The organism is Sphingopyxis sp. EU05-FHT14B03, assembly GCF_058790875.1.
In genome coordinates this window covers 475,036-490,075 of sequence record NZ_JBYTDC010000003.1, presented here as the reverse complement: position 1 = coordinate 490,075, position 15,040 = coordinate 475,036, and the positions used below count along the sequence as shown (strand labels likewise).

16 protein-coding genes and 1 pseudogene are annotated in these 15,040 nt (G+C 66.5%); 13 read left to right on the top strand and 4 right to left on the bottom strand.

What is annotated here, in order from left to right; genetic code table 11:
• The first annotated feature begins 124 nt into the window (after window positions 1-124).
• From ffh to AC3WS4_RS18900, 5 genes and pseudogenes are all read left to right on the top strand, one after another.
• Window positions 125-1,585, top strand: coding sequence for a signal recognition particle protein (gene ffh / locus AC3WS4_RS18920; protein WP_187140966.1), 1,461 nt, complete (start codon window positions 125-127; stop codon window positions 1,583-1,585).
• A gap of 45 nt (window positions 1,586-1,630) precedes the next feature.
• A pseudogene (gene rpsP / locus AC3WS4_RS18915) lies at window positions 1,631-2,098 on the top strand (30S ribosomal protein S16); the annotation flags it as partial.
• Between the two features lie 212 nt (window positions 2,099-2,310).
• Window positions 2,311-2,820, top strand: a complete 510-nt coding sequence (rimM, locus tag AC3WS4_RS18910) for a ribosome maturation factor RimM (protein WP_056345471.1) — start codon at window positions 2,311-2,313, stop codon at window positions 2,818-2,820.
• Window positions 2,821-3,031: 211 nt separating this feature from the next.
• Window positions 3,032-4,549, top strand: a complete 1,518-nt coding sequence (locus tag AC3WS4_RS18905) for a serine hydrolase domain-containing protein (RefSeq protein WP_492737370.1) — start codon at window positions 3,032-3,034, stop codon at window positions 4,547-4,549.
• Complete coding sequence (locus AC3WS4_RS18900; protein ID WP_492737368.1) at window positions 4,546-4,824, top strand: hypothetical protein; 279 nt, start codon at window positions 4,546-4,548, stop codon at window positions 4,822-4,824. Before AC3WS4_RS18905 ends, AC3WS4_RS18900 begins: the two co-directional genes overlap by 4 nt.
• A gap of 7 nt (window positions 4,825-4,831) precedes the next feature.
• Here AC3WS4_RS18900 and AC3WS4_RS18895 read toward each other — a convergent pair whose 3' ends face one another.
• Both AC3WS4_RS18895 and AC3WS4_RS18890 read right to left on the bottom strand, forming a co-directional pair.
• Window positions 4,832-6,079, bottom strand: a complete 1,248-nt coding sequence (locus AC3WS4_RS18895; protein WP_492737366.1) for a sensor domain-containing diguanylate cyclase — start codon at window positions 6,077-6,079, stop codon at window positions 4,832-4,834.
• A gap of 209 nt (window positions 6,080-6,288) precedes the next feature.
• Entirely contained in the window at window positions 6,289-6,450 is a 162-nt protein-coding gene (locus tag AC3WS4_RS18890; protein ID WP_187140969.1) for a hypothetical protein, read from the bottom strand.
• A gap of 101 nt (window positions 6,451-6,551) precedes the next feature.
• Between AC3WS4_RS18890 and AC3WS4_RS18885 the strand changes: the two genes are divergently transcribed.
• The 8 genes from AC3WS4_RS18885 (at window position 6,552) to AC3WS4_RS18850 (ending at window position 12,655) form a co-directional block, all read left to right on the top strand.
• Entirely contained in the window at window positions 6,552-7,469 is a 918-nt protein-coding gene (locus tag AC3WS4_RS18885; RefSeq protein WP_492737364.1) for a LysR substrate-binding domain-containing protein, read from the top strand.
• Complete coding sequence (gene trmD / locus AC3WS4_RS18880) at window positions 7,466-8,203, top strand: tRNA (guanosine(37)-N1)-methyltransferase TrmD (RefSeq protein WP_492737362.1); 738 nt, start codon at window positions 7,466-7,468, stop codon at window positions 8,201-8,203. The genes AC3WS4_RS18885 and trmD overlap by 4 nt, the downstream gene beginning before the upstream one ends.
• Window positions 8,204-8,207: 4 nt before the next feature.
• Window positions 8,208-8,585, top strand: a complete 378-nt coding sequence (rplS, locus tag AC3WS4_RS18875; protein ID WP_056345487.1) for a 50S ribosomal protein L19 — start codon at window positions 8,208-8,210, stop codon at window positions 8,583-8,585.
• 98 nt (window positions 8,586-8,683) lie between these two features.
• Window positions 8,684-9,301 (top strand): DUF1287 domain-containing protein, encoded by a 618-nt coding sequence (locus tag AC3WS4_RS18870; RefSeq protein WP_492737359.1) that lies wholly within the window; start codon window positions 8,684-8,686, stop codon window positions 9,299-9,301.
• A 34-nt stretch (window positions 9,302-9,335) separates the two neighbouring features.
• The gene (locus AC3WS4_RS18865) at window positions 9,336-10,361 is read left to right on the top strand and encodes an aspartate-semialdehyde dehydrogenase (protein ID WP_492737357.1); all 1,026 of its coding nucleotides are present in this window, start codon (window positions 9,336-9,338) and stop codon (window positions 10,359-10,361) included.
• Between the two features lie 176 nt (window positions 10,362-10,537).
• Window positions 10,538-11,314, top strand: a complete 777-nt coding sequence (locus AC3WS4_RS18860; RefSeq protein WP_492737355.1) for an arginine deiminase family protein — start codon at window positions 10,538-10,540, stop codon at window positions 11,312-11,314.
• A gap of 114 nt (window positions 11,315-11,428) precedes the next feature.
• Window positions 11,429-12,046 (top strand): DUF2238 domain-containing protein, encoded by a 618-nt coding sequence (locus AC3WS4_RS18855; RefSeq protein ID WP_492737353.1) that lies wholly within the window; start codon window positions 11,429-11,431, stop codon window positions 12,044-12,046.
• Between the two features lie 3 nt (window positions 12,047-12,049).
• On the top strand, window positions 12,050-12,655 hold the full coding sequence (locus tag AC3WS4_RS18850; RefSeq protein ID WP_492737352.1) for a hypothetical protein: 606 nt from the start codon (window positions 12,050-12,052) through the stop codon (window positions 12,653-12,655).
• Between the two features lie 81 nt (window positions 12,656-12,736).
• On the opposite strand, the gene AC3WS4_RS18845 is transcribed toward AC3WS4_RS18850, so the two are convergent.
• Both AC3WS4_RS18845 and AC3WS4_RS18840 read right to left on the bottom strand, forming a co-directional pair.
• Window positions 12,737-13,507, bottom strand: coding sequence for an SDR family NAD(P)-dependent oxidoreductase (locus AC3WS4_RS18845; protein ID WP_492737350.1), 771 nt, complete (start codon window positions 13,505-13,507; stop codon window positions 12,737-12,739).
• Window positions 13,504-14,988 (bottom strand): AMP nucleosidase, encoded by a 1,485-nt coding sequence (locus AC3WS4_RS18840; protein ID WP_056345504.1) that lies wholly within the window; start codon window positions 14,986-14,988, stop codon window positions 13,504-13,506. Before AC3WS4_RS18840 ends, AC3WS4_RS18845 begins: the two co-directional genes overlap by 4 nt.
• Window positions 14,989-15,040 lie beyond the last annotated feature (52 nt).

Below are 15,040 nucleotides of genomic sequence, written 5' to 3'. Positions count from 1 at the left end.
GCATTTTGCGGCGGGGCATACACGACATCCGCGACGGAAAACCTGTCCACGGATACCGCTGGTTGGCGAGGTTTCGCTCACCGGCGTGTTTTGCGTTGCGGGCGTCGTAGCAAGGATTTTGGCTGTGTTCGATAGTCTGAGCAACCGGCTTGGCGATGTTTTCGGAAAGCTCCGCGGTCGCGGTGCGCTGACCGAGGCCGACGTGCGCGCCGCGATGCGCGAAGTGCGAATCGCCCTGCTCGAGGCCGACGTCGCGCTGCCCGTCGTGCGCAGCTTCGTCGACCAGGTCACCGACCTCGCGATCGGTCACAATGTCCTGCGTTCGGTCACTCCGGGCCAGCAGGTGGTCAAGATCGTCAGCGACGCGCTGACCGAAATGCTCGGCTCCGAAACCGCCGAGCTCGACCTTGCGGTCACGCCGCCCGCGGTCATCATGATGGTCGGCCTCCAGGGTTCGGGTAAGACGACGACCACCGCGAAGATCGCGAAGCGCCTCAAGGAAAAAGAGCGCAAGAAGGTGCTGATGGCGTCGCTCGACGTCAATCGCCCTGCCGCGCAGGAACAGCTCGCCGTCCTCGGCGCCCAGATCGACGTCGCAACGCTGCCGATCGTCGCGGGGCAGCAGCCGGTCGAGATCGCGCAACGCGCGCTGCAGGCCGCGAAGCTTCAGGGTTTCGACGTGCTGATGCTCGATACGGCGGGCCGCCTCCATGTCGATCAGCAGCTGATGGACGAGATGCAGGCGGTGTCGCGCACCGCCAATCCGGCTGAAACCCTGCTCGTCGTCGACAGCCTGACCGGGCAGGATGCGGTGCAGGTCGCGCAGCGCTTCACCGATCAGGTGCCGCTCACCGGCGTCGTCTTGACCCGTATGGACGGCGACGCGCGCGGCGGTGCCGCGCTCTCGATGCGCGCGGTCACCGGCAAGCCGATCAAATTCGCTGGTACGGGTGAGAAACTCGACGGGCTCGAACTCTTTCAGCCCTCGCGCATCGCCGGCCGCATCCTCGGCATGGGCGACGTCGTCAGCCTCGTCGAGCGCGCCGCCGAAACGATCCAGGCCGAAGAGGCCGAGGCGATGGCGGCGAAGATGGCCAAGGGCGTCTTCGACCTCAACGACCTGCGGACCCAGCTCAATCAGATGCGCCGCATGGGCGGCCTCGGCGCGCTCGCCGGGATGATCCCGGGGATCAAGAAGGCGCAGGTCGCGATGGCGCAGGGCGGCGCCGACGACAAGATGCTCATCCACTTCGACGCGATCATGGGCTCGATGACCCCCAAGGAGCGCGCGAAGCCCGAAATCCTGACCGCGAAGCGCAAGATCCGCATCGCCAACGGCTCGGGCACCAATGTCCAGATGGTCAACAAGGTGCTCAAGATGCACCAGGAAATGGCGACCGCGATGAAGAAGATCCGCAAGATGGGCGGGCTGAAAGGCCTCGGCGCGCTGTTCGGCAAGGGCGGCATCCCGGGCATGGGCGGTGGCGGCATGGGGGGCGGAGGCGGTGGCCTCGGCGGCCTGCCCGGCCTCGGCGGCGGGGCGATCCCGCCCGAACTCGCCAATCTCATGAACAAGAAGAAGTGATTTTAACCGACAACCGAATTTGAATCAGAAAGAAGGAATTACATCATGGCTACCTCCATTCGCCTGTCGCGCGGCGGCTCCAAGAAGCGCCCTTATTACAAGATCGTCGTCGCCGATTCGCGCGCCCCGCGCGACGGCCGCTTCATCGAGCGCATCGGCAGCTACAACCCGCTGCTCGCCAAGGACAATCCCGAGCGCGTCAAGCTTGACGCCGAGCGCGCCAAGCATTGGCTGAGCGTCGGCGCCCAGCCGAGCGACCGCGTCGCCCGCTTCCTCGACGCCGCGGGTGTCCAGGAACGCGCCGCGCGCAACAATCCGAACAAGGCGGTCCCGGGCGAAAAGGCCAAGGAACGCGCCGAGGAAAAGGCTCAGAAGATCGCTGACGCCGAGGAAGCAGCCGCCGCCGCTGCTGCTGCTCCGGCTCCCGAGCCCGAAGTCGTCGAAGAAGCCGCTCCGGCTGCTGAAGAAGCGCCCGCCGCTGAAGAAGCCGCCGCTCCCGAGGCTGCTGAATCGGACGCGACCGGTTCGGTGAAGAGCGAAGCGACCGCCGAAGCCGTCGCCGACGCGGTGGCCGAAGATGTCCCCGCCGACGCGACCGCCGACGATGCCGCCGCGATGGCCGAACAGGCCGCCGAAGGCGGACCGGCCGAAGAAGCTCCGGCTGCTCCGGTCGCTGAGGAAGCGCCCGCAGAAGAAGCCGGCGAAGAAGAAGCCAAGGCCTGATCTTGGCTGACGCGAACCGCCCCGTCACCCTCGCCGCCATTGCCGGCGCGCATGGGGTGCGGGGCGAGGTGCGGCTCAAACTGTTCGGCGAAGGCGCGGAGACCCTCCGCGCCTTTTCCGCCTTCAGCGCGGGCGAGCGCATCCTGACCCTGAAATCGATCCGTCCTGCCAATCAGGGCGCGGTCGCGATGTTTGCCGAGGTCACCGACCGCAGCGGCGCCGAAGCGCTGCGTGGTACGTTGCTGACGGTCGCGCGTTCGGCGCTGCCGCCGCTGGGTGAGGGCGAATATTACCATCATGACCTCATCGGCCTGCCGTGCGTCTCGACCGACGGCGCCGCGATCGGCACCGTCGTCGCGGTCGATAATTTCGGTGCCGGCGACATTCTCGAGATCGAGAAGCCCGCTGAGGCAGGCAAGAAGCCGCAGCGCTTCATGGTCCCGATGAACGCGCGGGCGGTGCCCGCATGGGATGCCGATAACGTGACCGTCGACGCCGCCTTCGTCGAATAGGCCCGGCGGCGCATTTTGCGCTTTCCTACATTATCGCGCTGTGCGAGCGTCGTTTTCGGTGCTTTTGCCGTGTCGGAACGCGGTTCGCGGCAACCTTCGGCACCGCCCGCTAAAGGGCACAAAGGGCACAAAATCATGCGCTGCATGCGGGGCTTTTGTGACTTTAAGCGAGATTGAAGCAAGCTTGGCGCGACAAACGGGGGAGACTGCCATGCGTTCGAGATCGCGAATCGCCCTTGCCGCCCTGTTCGCGGTGGCGTCGCCCGCCGCCGCGCAGGACCCCGCCCCAAAGACCCTCGAGCAACTCGCTCCCGACATCGACGCGCGCTTTGCGACGTTTCAGACCGACGCCCACATTCCCGGGCTCGTCTATGGCGTCGTCCAGAACGGCAAGCTCGTCTATGTGAAGGGCCTCGGCGTGCAGGATCTCGACGCGCGGCGCCCGGTCACCCCCGACAGCCTGTTTCGCATCGCCTCGATGACCAAGGCGTTCACCGCGCTGTCGATCCTGAAATTGCGCGACGATGGCAAACTCCGCCTCGACGACCTCGCCGAAACCTATGTGCCCCAGATGAAGGGCTGGACCTATCCGACGAAGGACAGCCCGCGCATCCGGATCCGCGACCTGCTCCAGCATGTCGGTGGTTTCGTCACCGACGATCCCTGGGGCGACCGGCAACAGGTGTTGCCGCAAGCCGAATTCACCAAAATGATCGCTGCGGGCGTGCCTTTCAGCCGCGCGCCGCAGAGCCAACATGAATATTCGAACTTCGGCTATGCGCTGCTCGGCCGCATCGTGGCCAAGGCCTCGGGCATGGCCTATACCGACTATGTCCGCAAAACGATCCTGACCCCGCTCGGCATGACCGCGAGCGGTTTCGACGCGCCCCATGCGCCGAAAGACAAATATGCTCTCGGCTATCGCTGGGAGAATGACGCCTGGGCGCCCGAACCCGAAATGGTCGATGGTGCCTTCAACGCCATGGGCGGCCTGCAGGTCAGCGCCAACGACTATGCCAAATGGGTCGCCTTCCTGCTCTCGGCCTGGCCCGCGCGCGACGATCCCGACACCGGCCCAGTCAGGCGGTCGACGGTGCGCGAAATCGCGCAGGGATCGAACTTCACTTCGGTCGTCAATCGTATCGGCGCGAGCGGCGCCGATGCGTGCAAGCAAAGCCTCGCCTATGGCATGGGCTGGCGCGTCGCGCAGGACTGCGACCTTGGCCTTACGCTCGCGCACGGCGGTGGCTATCCCGGCTATGGCAGCCATGTGATGCTGATGCCCGACACCGGCACGGGGGTTTTCGCGCTCGCCAACCGCACCTATGCCGGCCCGTCGGGTCCGGCGTGGGACACGGCCGTGGCGATGGACAAGGCGGGACTGCTCGTCCGCCGCGACACGCCGGTGTCGCCCGCGGTCGCCGACATGTTCGCCGCGACGCGCGCTGCCTATGACGCGGGCAGTTTGAAACCGCTGGACGGCAAGCTCGCGATGAATTTCCTGCTCGACCGCTCGGCCGACAACTGGACCGCCGAACTGGCGAAGTTGAAGGATCAGGTCGGCGCTTGTCCGACCGCCGAGCCGCTCGCGCCGCTGGGCGCGATGTCGACCGCTTTCCGCCTCAATTGCGAAAAGGGCAAACTCGACGGCACCCTGCTCCTCGCCCCGACCAGCCCGGTCCTGATCCAGGCGTGGCGTCTGCGGGTCGTGCCCGGCGACCACCCATGATCTTCATCCTGACCTTTGTCGTGTTGGTCCCGATCGCCGGGGCGGTCGTGAGTTGGTGGCTGCTGCGCCGGTTGTCGCCGCCGCTGGTCTGGCTGGCCGGCATGCTTACGGGCGTTGCCCCTGCCATCTTCTTCACAAATGCTCTCCTTGGCAGCGCGGGCGCAAACGACGATCCCGATCCGTTGCTGTTCCAGAAGATCGCGATTGGCGCGGCGGCGCTGGTCGTCTTGCTGACTCTCGCGGCGCTCCAAATCCCGGCCCGGCGTTCGGAATGACGTCCGGTTAGGCCGCCTCGATGAACACGACCCGGTCGCGCCCGCTTTCCTTGGCGGCGTACAGGTTGATGTCGGCCGACTTCATCGCCGCGCCGAAACTCGTCTCGCGCGCGATATGGACAAGGCCCATCGATGCGGTCACCGGCCGTTTCAGCGTCGGCACCATCTGCGCGATATAGGCGCCGACGCGCTGGCGCAGCCGTTCGGCCTCGCCCGCGACCGCGCTCGCCTCGCAGCGGAACAGCAAGGCGAACTCCTCGCCGCCGATCCGCGCCGCCATCGCGCTGCCCGACCCCAGCGCCACCCCGGCGGCAAAGATCACCCGATCGCCGACGTCATGGCCGTGGCGGTCGTTGATCGCCTTGAAATGGTCGAGGTCGACGATCGCGATCGCGACCGGCGTCTCCTGTCCGTAACTCTCCTCGATCGCGCGCCGGTTGGGCAGACCGGTCAGCGGGTCGGTGTGCGCGATGACGCGCATCGCTTCGGCCTGGGCCTGCGCTTCGGTTCGTTCGCGGCGCAGACGGATCAGCCGGTCGAGAATGCCCAGCGCGGTGAGCATCACTTCCAATCCCAAAGCGGGAAACAGCAGGAACAGGAAGGATTCGAACGGTGTCTGCAGCACGATGTCGTGGAACAGGCTGACGCCATAGACGCCGCCGATGCCGCTCCACGCCGCCGCTTGATACCGCGCGGTGCGGCTGCCGCGCAGCAGCGCGATCGCCACCGTCGTGACGCCGAGCGTCAGCATCGTCACCAGCAACAGGCTGCGCAGCGTGAAATACAGCCCCGGCGGATCGGCCATCACCGTCACCGGCGTCGTCAGCAGGATCAGGAAGGGCGGCCATCCCAGCAGCCGATAGAGCCGCTTCGGGATCGTCCCCGGCTCCAGATAGGCGCGCAGGAACGGCCCCGATACCGCGACGCCCAGATCGAAGAACAAAGTGATCCACACCTGCCGGGCAAAGCTGTCGGGGGTGAAAAAGCCCCCCATCGCCAGCGGCGACAGCCCGATCGCGAGCGCGAAATAGGCAAAGGCGCGAACGCTCTGCCAGATCAGAAACCGCTCGCGGAGCAGCGCATGGAAAGCGGCATTATAGGCGAGTGAGAACAGCAGAAGCCCGAGGAAGATGCCGGTCAGCACCCCGTCCCATGTCATCACCGTCGCGTCGGCGAACGAGGATTGCGCGTGCGCGGGCACCGCGGTGCCCAACAGCACCGCGCCAACCCCTAACGCCCGCGCCCATCGCGCCATCTTGTCCCCCTGGTCCGAGTGGGAGGAAATTAGGCGTCAAGCCGCTGATTTTTGGTTAACGGAGGGTTGGATTTTGGTGATTTGCGGAGGGAGGGGACGGGGTTGCGAGCGCTACGACGGCAGCCGCCCGCTACCATCCATGCCCATGAACGCGCCCGGCGAGGGACCACCGGGCGCGTTCATGGGCATGGCCTGGTAAAACAGGACCGTCAGCCGATCCCGATCCGGGCGCGAAGGCTCGCAGTGCGGTCGTCGCGGCGCCGGCGCAGCCGCGCGATCGCGCCTGCCAGCGACGCAAAGCCGCGATCGATATCGGCGCTGAAACGCGGCTGCGCGTCGTTCCAGTTCCGCATCCAGAGTTCGTCCTGCATCGTTCGTCTCCTGTGTTTCGATGTTCTCTAGATGCGCCTTTGGCCGCTCCGTCGCCAACAAAAGCTTTGCATCATCTCATAAGGACACCTTATGTGACGCGATGCCCAAGCTGCCGCCCCTCGCCGCCGTCCGCACCTTCGAAGCCGCCGGCCGTCTGCAGAACTTCTCGCGCGCTGCAGAGGAACTGGGAATGACGCAGGCCGCGGTCAGCTATCAGGTCCGCCAATTGGAGGACCGGCTCGGCCGCGCGCTGTTCGTGCGTGAAAAGGGGCGGGTGCGGCTGTCCGAAACAGGGCAGCGACTGCTCCCCACTGTCTCGGGCGCCTTCGCCGCGATGGGCGACGCCTTTGCCGCTTTGGATGACGACGAGGCCGAGGTGCTGACGATCAGCGCCGCGACGACTTTCGGCGGCACCTGGCTCAGCGCGCGCATCGGCCGCTTCCAGCTTCGCCACCCCGATCTCGCGGTCCGTATGTCGATGACCAACGAAATGGTCGATTTCGACGCTTCGAACGTCGATGTCGCGATCCGCGTCGGCGGCGGCGCCTGGCCGGGGCTACGCGCCGACTTTCTGTTCCGAAGCCATGTGACGCCGATCTGCTCGCCGGCGTTTCGCGACACCAACGCGATCGCGGCGCCCGAAGACCTGCTCCGCGTCGATCGCCTCGCCCCCAACGATCCGTGGTGGGCGGGCTGGCTCGCCGCCGCCGGGGTCGGCACCCCGCCGCAGGAACGCCGCGGTATCGAACTCGACAGCCAGTTGCAGGAGGCGAGCGCGGTGCAGGGCGGCTATGGCATCGCGCTGATGACCCCGCTGCTGTGGCAACTCGAACTCGCCAGCGGCCGCATGGTCGCGCCGTTCGACACGCTCTACCAGCCCGGCGGCGCCAACTTTCTCGTCCACCGCGACAACCGCGTCGGGGTGCGCAAGATCGAACGCTTCCGCGAATGGCTGCACGAAGAGATGGAGATGGATCGCCACCTGCTGCCCGAGGCGCTATGGCAGCCGTTGCCATGACCTTCGCCGCCGTCCCCCTGACCCTCTATCCCGACATGTTCCCCGGCCCGCTCGGGCACAGCATGGCGGGTCGCGCGCTTGAGGCCGGCGTGTGGTCGTGTGCGCCCGTCCAGATCCGCGACTTCGCGACCGACCGGCACCGCACCGTCGACGATACGCCGTCGGGTGGCGGCGCCGGCATGGTGCTGAAGGCCGACATATTGGCCGCCGCGCTCGACCATGCGGTGGCGGCGAACCCGGGCCTGCCGATCCTTGCGATGACCCCGCGCGGCGCACCGGTCACCCAGGCGCGGGTGCGCAGCCTCGCGGCGGGTCCCGGCGCGATCATCCTGTGCGGGCGGTTCGAGGGATTCGACGAGCGCATCTTCGACGCGCGCCCGATCGAACAGGTGTCGATGGGCGACATCATATTGTCGGGCGGCGAGATGGCGGCGCTGCTTTTGCTCGACGCTTGCATTCGCCTGATTCCCGGCGTAATGGGCGCGACTTCCAGTGGGGACGACGAATCGTTCGAGAACGGTTTGCTCGAATATCCCCACTATACCCGACCTGTCGAATGGGAAGGGCGCACGATCCCCGAAGTGCTGCGATCGGGGGATCATGCGAAGATCGCTGCCTGGCGGAAACAACAGGCGGAGGATCACACACGGTTACGCAGGCCGGACCTTTGGGAGCGTCATGTCGATGCTCGGGACCGACCTGCCTCTGGCGCGCGGCAGAAGAAGAAGGAATAGAGGCATGAACCTCATCCAGACGATCGAAGCCGAAGAAATTGCCAAGGCGGCAAAGACCATTCCGACCTTCCGTCCCGGCGACACGCTGAAAGTCGGCGTCAAGGTGGTCGAAGGCGAACGCACCCGCGTCCAGAATTTCGAAGGCGTGTGCATCGCACGCTCGAACAAGGGCATGGGCTCCAACTTCACCGTGCGCAAAATGTCGTTCGGCGAGGGTGTCGAGCGCGTGTTCCCGCTCTATTCGCCCAACATCGACAGCATTACCGTCATCCGCAAGGGTGCCGTGCGTCGTGCGAAGCTTTACTATCTTCGTGGCCGCACCGGCAAATCGGCGCGTATTGCGGAGCGCCGCGATTACCGGCCGGAAGCCAGCGAGGGCTAAGGGAGACTTTCCCAACCCCAAGCGAAAACAGCTTTCCAAAACGACCGGTTCCGCCAAAGCGCAGAGCCGGTCGTTTTTCATTTGGGCAACGCAAATTCATGCAGCAGTCCGCGTCCTTTCAGCCTTCACGGCGCGCTCTTATCGGCGCGGGGCTGTGCTTTGGCGCGTTCGGACTGTCGGGCGGGGCGCTGGCGGCGACCACCGCCGAGCGGCTGGTTGCTGCCGCCCGCAAGCAGGTTGGCGTGACGCTCGCCTATGACCCCGCTTACACCGTGCTGCCCTTCCCGAACGGCGACGTGGCGCGCGCCAAGGGCGTGTGCACCGACGTCCTGATCCGCGCCTATCGCGACGCGCTGGGGGTCGATCTGCAGGCCCTTGTAAACGCCGACATGAAGGCCGACTTCGGGGCCTATCCGAAAAACTGGGGGCTGCGCCGTCCCGACCGCAACATCGACCACCGCCGCGTGCCGAACCTCGCGACCTTTTGGACGCGCCAGCGCGCGCGGCTGCCCGTCTCGACCGATCCCGCCGGCTGGCGGCCGGGCGATATCTTTACCGCGATGACTGGCGGGCGCTTTCCGCACACCGGCATCGTTTCCGACCGAACTAACGCAGCGGGCCGCCCGCTGATCATCCACAATATCGGACGCGGCGCCCGCGAAGAGGATGCCTTGTTCGACCACCCGCTGACCGGCCATTTCCGCTGGAAGGTCTGACCATATTTCGAGTTTTACGCTGAGGAGTGTTTTCATGGGTTATCGTATCGTTGTCGCGGGCGCGACGGGCAATGTCGGGCGTGAGGTGCTCGCCATCCTGTTCGAACGCGAATTCCCGATCGACGAACTGGCGCTGGTTGCCTCGTCGCGCAGTCAGGGCCTCGACATCGAACTTGGCGATACCGGCAAGACCGCCAAATGCCAGAATATCGACAATTTCGACTGGGCCGGCTGGGACATGGCGATCTTCGCGATCGGCAGCGACGCGACCAAGGTCCACGCGCCGAAGGCGGCGGCGGCGGGCTGCGTCGTGATCGACAACTCGTCGCTCTATCGCATGGACCCCGACGTGCCGCTGATCGTGCCCGAGGTGAATCCGGACGCGATCGACGGCTATACCAAGCGCAACATCATCGCGAACCCGAACTGCTCGACTGCGCAGATGGTCGTCGCGCTCAAGCCGCTCCACGATGCCGCCACCATCAAGCGCGTCGTCGTCTCGACCTATCAATCGGTATCGGGCGCAGGCAAGGCGGGCATGGACGAACTGTGGAACCAGACGCGCCAGATCTTCGTCGGCGACGAAAAGGACATCCAGAAGTTCACCAAGCAGATCGCCTTCAACGTCATCCCGCACATCGACAGCTTCCTCGACGACGGCCAGACCAAGGAAGAGTGGAAGATGGTCGTCGAGACCAAGAAGATTCTCGATCCCAAGATCAAGGTGACGGCGACCTGCGTCCGCGTGCCGGTGTTCGTCGGCCACAGCGAGGCGATCAACATCGAGATGGAGAATGAACTGTCGGCCGAGGATGCCCAGCGCATCCTGCGCGAAGCCCCCGGCGTCGTCCTTCACGACAAGCGCGAGGACGGCGGCTATATCACCCCCGTCGAATGCGTTGGCGACTTCGCGACCTTCGTGTCACGGGTTCGCGATGATCCGACGGTGGATAACGGCCTGAACCTCTGGTGCGTCAGCGACAACCTCCGGAAGGGCGCGGCGCTGAACGCGGTGCAGATCGCCGAACTGCTCGGCCGCCGCCACCTCAAAAAGGGGTAAGGACAATCCTCCCTGTCGCGAAGCGATGGGGAGGGGGACCATGCGAAGCATGGTGGAGGGGCTACGACGTCACGTTAAAGCCCCTCCGTCAGCGCTTCGCGCTGCCACCTCCCCATGCCTGCGGCACAGGGAGGATCGACTTGGCGTCGGTGAAGCATTCAAGCTATGCCGCTGCCATGACCACCCCTTATCGCTTCACCCACGCCATTGTCCGCACCCCCGCCCCCTCGGCGATCCACGGCATCCGTGCCGACGGCGGCCCCGACCCGGACTTTCCGGCGCTCGCCGCCGAGCATGACGCCTATGTCGCGACGCTCCGGGATCTCGGCCTCGCCGTCACCATCCTGCCCGCGCTCGACGCCTTCCCCGATGCCCTGTTCGTCGAGGATGTCGCGCTGACCTTCCCCGAGGGCGCGATCCTGCTCCGCCCCGGTGCGGCCACCCGCGCGGGCGAGGTCGCGTTTATTGGCGACGCGCTCGCCGCGCATCATCCCCGACGCCTCTCCATGACCGCCGGTCATGTCGATGGCGGCGACGTGCTCCGCCTCGCCGACCGCGTCGTCATCGGCCTCTCGGCGCGCACCGACCGCGCGGGCGCCGAGGAACTGGCGACGCTTCTCGCCGACCTCGGCTACAGCGCCGAAATCGCCGACACCCCGCCCGGCGTCCTGCATTTCAAGACCGGCTGCTCGCTGATCGACGCGGGTACCATCCTCGCCGTCCCCGCGCTCGCCGACTGCCCGCAATTCGCGGGACTGGAGGTCGTCGTGACCCCGCCGGGCGAGGAGGAGGCGGCGAACCTTCTCCGCATCAACGACACCATTCTCGTCGGCGATCGCTGGACCGCCACCCACGCGCTGCTCGCCGCGCGCGGTCACGCGATCCGTCCGCTTCCGACGACCCAGATCGCACGCATCGACGCGGGCCTCAGCTGCATGTCGCTGCGCTGGTGATGGGGCCCAGGCCCACCCACCAGTTTCCGTTCGTGTCGAGCGAAGTCGAGACACCCCGCAGGCGCGCACGAACGATGGGCATCTCGACTTCGCTCGATGCGAACGGATAAGGGGATGATCACTACCCTCCCGCGCGCCCAGAAACAGCTCCTGGCCCTTCTCGCTGCGCTGCTCCTCCTTGCCCAGATCGCGCAGCCCTATCCCGAGGTCGCGCTGCTCCAGCATATCCCGACGCTGGTCTTCCTGCTCGCGTCGCCCTGGCTGCTCCGCCGCTGGCCACTGTCGACCGCGGCGCTCGCCTGCATCATCGCCTTCCTCGCGCTCCACACCCTCGGCGGCCGCTATGCCTACAGCAACGTTCCCTATGACGATTGGGCGCGCGCGCTCACCGGCACCACCCTGTCGGACGCCTTCGGCTGGACCCGCAACCATTATGACCGCCTCGTCCATCTCGCCTTCGGCGCGCTGTCGGTCGTCCCCGTCGCCGAGATCGCTCGCCGCTGGGGCGGACTGACCCCGCGCGGAGCCATCCTCGCCGTGCTTGGCTGGGTGCTCGCCATCTCGTGCCTCTACGAAATGTTCGAATGGCTGCTCACCATCGTCGCGGCGGGCGCGACCGCTGATCGATACAACGGGCAACAGGGCGACATCTGGGACGCGCAAAAGGATATGGCGCTCGCCACCCTCGGTGCGATACTGGTTCTCGTCATCCCCTCCCGCGGCAGGAATTGAGCGATGCGCAACGTCACCACCCTCGTCATGATCGGCCTGCTCGCCGCGTGCAAACCCGCCGCCGACAAGGCGCCGGTGGATGCCGACCCCGTCGCGCCTGCGGTCCCCGAGGCAAAGGCCGATGGGCCGAACGCTGCGACCACCGCGATCAGCCTCGATGGAGAGGGCCTGCGCTTCATCGACAAGAATAATGGCAAGACCAGCCTGCTCGCCTTCGGTGTGCCACGCGCGCAGGCTGAAGAAGCACTGGCGCGCGTCGCGGGTACCCTCGACGACCGCAGCACCAACGAGGAATGCGGCGCCGGCACGATGGAGTTCACCCGCTACGACGCGATGACCCTCAATTTCCAGGACGGCAAGTTCGTCGGCTGGTTCCTCGGTAACGAACCCGGCGCCGACCTATATTCGACGATGAGCGGCATCGCCATCGGCACCACCCGCGCCAAGGCCGCAGAGTCGGTCAAGCTCGTCGCGATCGAGGACAGCACGCTTGGCGAGGAGTTCACCCTTGGCGCGGGTCAGGACAGCGTTGGCGGTATGTTCGCCGCGCCCGGCGAAGCGGCGAAGATCGACGCGCTGTTCGCGGGGATGAACTGCTTCTTCCGCTAACCTGCCTTGTGGAGCAAGCGGCGCCATCCTTTCCCCTGAAAGGCCAAGGGCAAGGTCCGCTTCCTGCTCCAAAGCCGACTGTCACGCATTGCGTGCCATCAGCCCGCCGTCGACCGGGATCACCGCGCCGGTGATGTAGCTGGCGGCGGGGAGGACGAGGCTGAGCGTCATATGCGCGACTTCCTCGGGGTCGCCATATCGGCGCAGCGCGGTGCGGCGTTTGGCGAAGACCAGCTTGTCGGCTTCGGCCACCTTGTCGGTCATGCCGGTGTGGATCGGACCCGGGCAGATGCAGTTGACCGTGATGCCCTCCTTGCCGAGATCGACCGCGAGGCCGCGCGTCAGTCCGGTGACGCCGGTCTTGGCGGCCACATAGGGCGTGTCGCCGGGTGTCGCGCCGAGGCCTTCGGTCGAGGCAATGTTGACGATGCGTGCGGCATCGCTCTGGCGCAGCCAGGGCAGGGCGGCGCGAACCATGCGCTGGTGCGCGGTGAGCAGGATTGCCACGGCGCGGTGCCAGATGCCGTCATAATCGTCGGCGTCGAGCGGGCAGAAGGCCGAGATGCCGGCATTGTTGATCAAGATGTCGATGCCGCCGAAATGCGCGGCGATGTCGGCGACGACGATCCTGATCGCGTCGGCATTGGACACGTCGAGCGCGAAGGCTTTGGCGTTCCCGCCCGCCTCGGCCGCCACCGCCTCGCACGCGGCGAGATCGAGGTCGGTGACCGCGACCTTGGCGCCTTCGCTCGCGAGCAGCAGCGCGGTAGCGCGGCCCATACCGCTCGCCGCGCCGGTAACGATTGCGACGCGGCCGGCGACCGAGCGCGAGCGGTTCGGAGCCGCGCTCACCGGAAGGGCGGTTCGTTGAAGGCGCGGAGTTTGCGGCTGTGGAGCTTGGCGCCCTCGTCGCGCATCGTCTCGCAGGCGCGGATACCGATCTGGAGATGCGCGGCGATCGCTTCTTCATAGAAGCGGTTCGCCTGGCCGGGCAGCTTGAGCTCGCCGTGGAGGGGCTTGTCGCTGACGCACAGCAGGGTGCCATAGGGGACGCGGAAGCGGTAGCCCTGCGCCGCGATCGTCGCGCTTTCCATGTCGATACCAATCGCGCGCGACTGCGAAAAGCGCAGCGCGCTGTCGGTGTAGCGCAGCTCCCAGTTGCGGTCGTCGGTGGTGACGACTGTGCCGGTGCGCATGCGTTTTTTCAGGTCGGCGCCGCTGGTGCCGGATACGGCTTCGGCGGCGCTGGCGAGCGCTTGCTGTACTTCGGCGATCGGCGGAATCGGGATTTCGGGGGGCAGGACCGCGTCGAGGATATGATCGTCGCGCAGATAGGCGTGGGCGAGGACATAGTCGCCGATGCGCTGGCTGGGGCGCAGCCCGCCGCAATGGCCGATCATCAGCCAGGCCTCGGGGCGCAGCACCGCGAGATGGTCGCAGATCGTCTTGGCGTTCGACGGGCCGACGCCGATGTTGACGAGGGTGATGCCGCCGCCGTCGGGCGCGATCAAATGATAGGCGGGCATCTGGTGCCGGCGCCAGGCGCTGTCGGCGACGAGCGCGCTCGCGTTGACCCCGGGCTGGTCGACATAGAGGCCCGCGGCGCCGGCGAGCGCGGTGTAGCGCCCCTGGCCGACCTGCGCCCCCGCCCAGGAGACGAACTCGTCGACATAGCGGTGGTAGTTGGTGAACAGGATGTAGCGCTGGAAATGCTCGGGCGCGGTGCCGGTGTAATGGCGGAGGCGCGCGAGGGAGAAGTCGGTGCGTAGCGCGTCGAACAGCGCGAGCGCCTGCGGCGCCGCGGGGTCGCTGCCGAACAGCCCGTCGGCAAGCTCGTCGCCGATGTCGGCGAGCTCGGTGGTCGGGAAGTGACGTGCGAGTTCGAGCGGGGTGACGCGCCCCATGTCCGACCCGTCGCTGGCGTCGAGCACATAGGGAAAGGGGATTTGCTGCCCGGTGCGCGTCACCGACAACTCGACGTCATAATGGCGGACGAGCAGGTTGAGCTGGTCGCGCAGATAATCGGCGAACAGGTCGGGGCGGGTGACCGTGGTGACGAACTCGCCCGCGCGCTCGAACTGGCCGAAGGCGAGATTATGGGCGGTCTGCCCCTCGCGCTGTTCGCCGGTCGTGACGAGGCGGAGCGCCGGATAGTCGAACAGCCCGGTCGCGGCGGCATCGGCCGGCGGCAGTGTGCCGTCGCGGACATAGGCGGCGATCGCCGATTTGAGATTGGAGACCGAGGTGCGGAACTTGTCCTGGAGCTCGGCGATGATCCCTTCGACGAGGGCGGCGGGATCGGCGATGTTCTGGTTTTGCGATGAGGATGTCATCGCGACGCTGTTGCACGAAAATGTGACAAAAGGGAAGGGGCGGCCCGCGAAC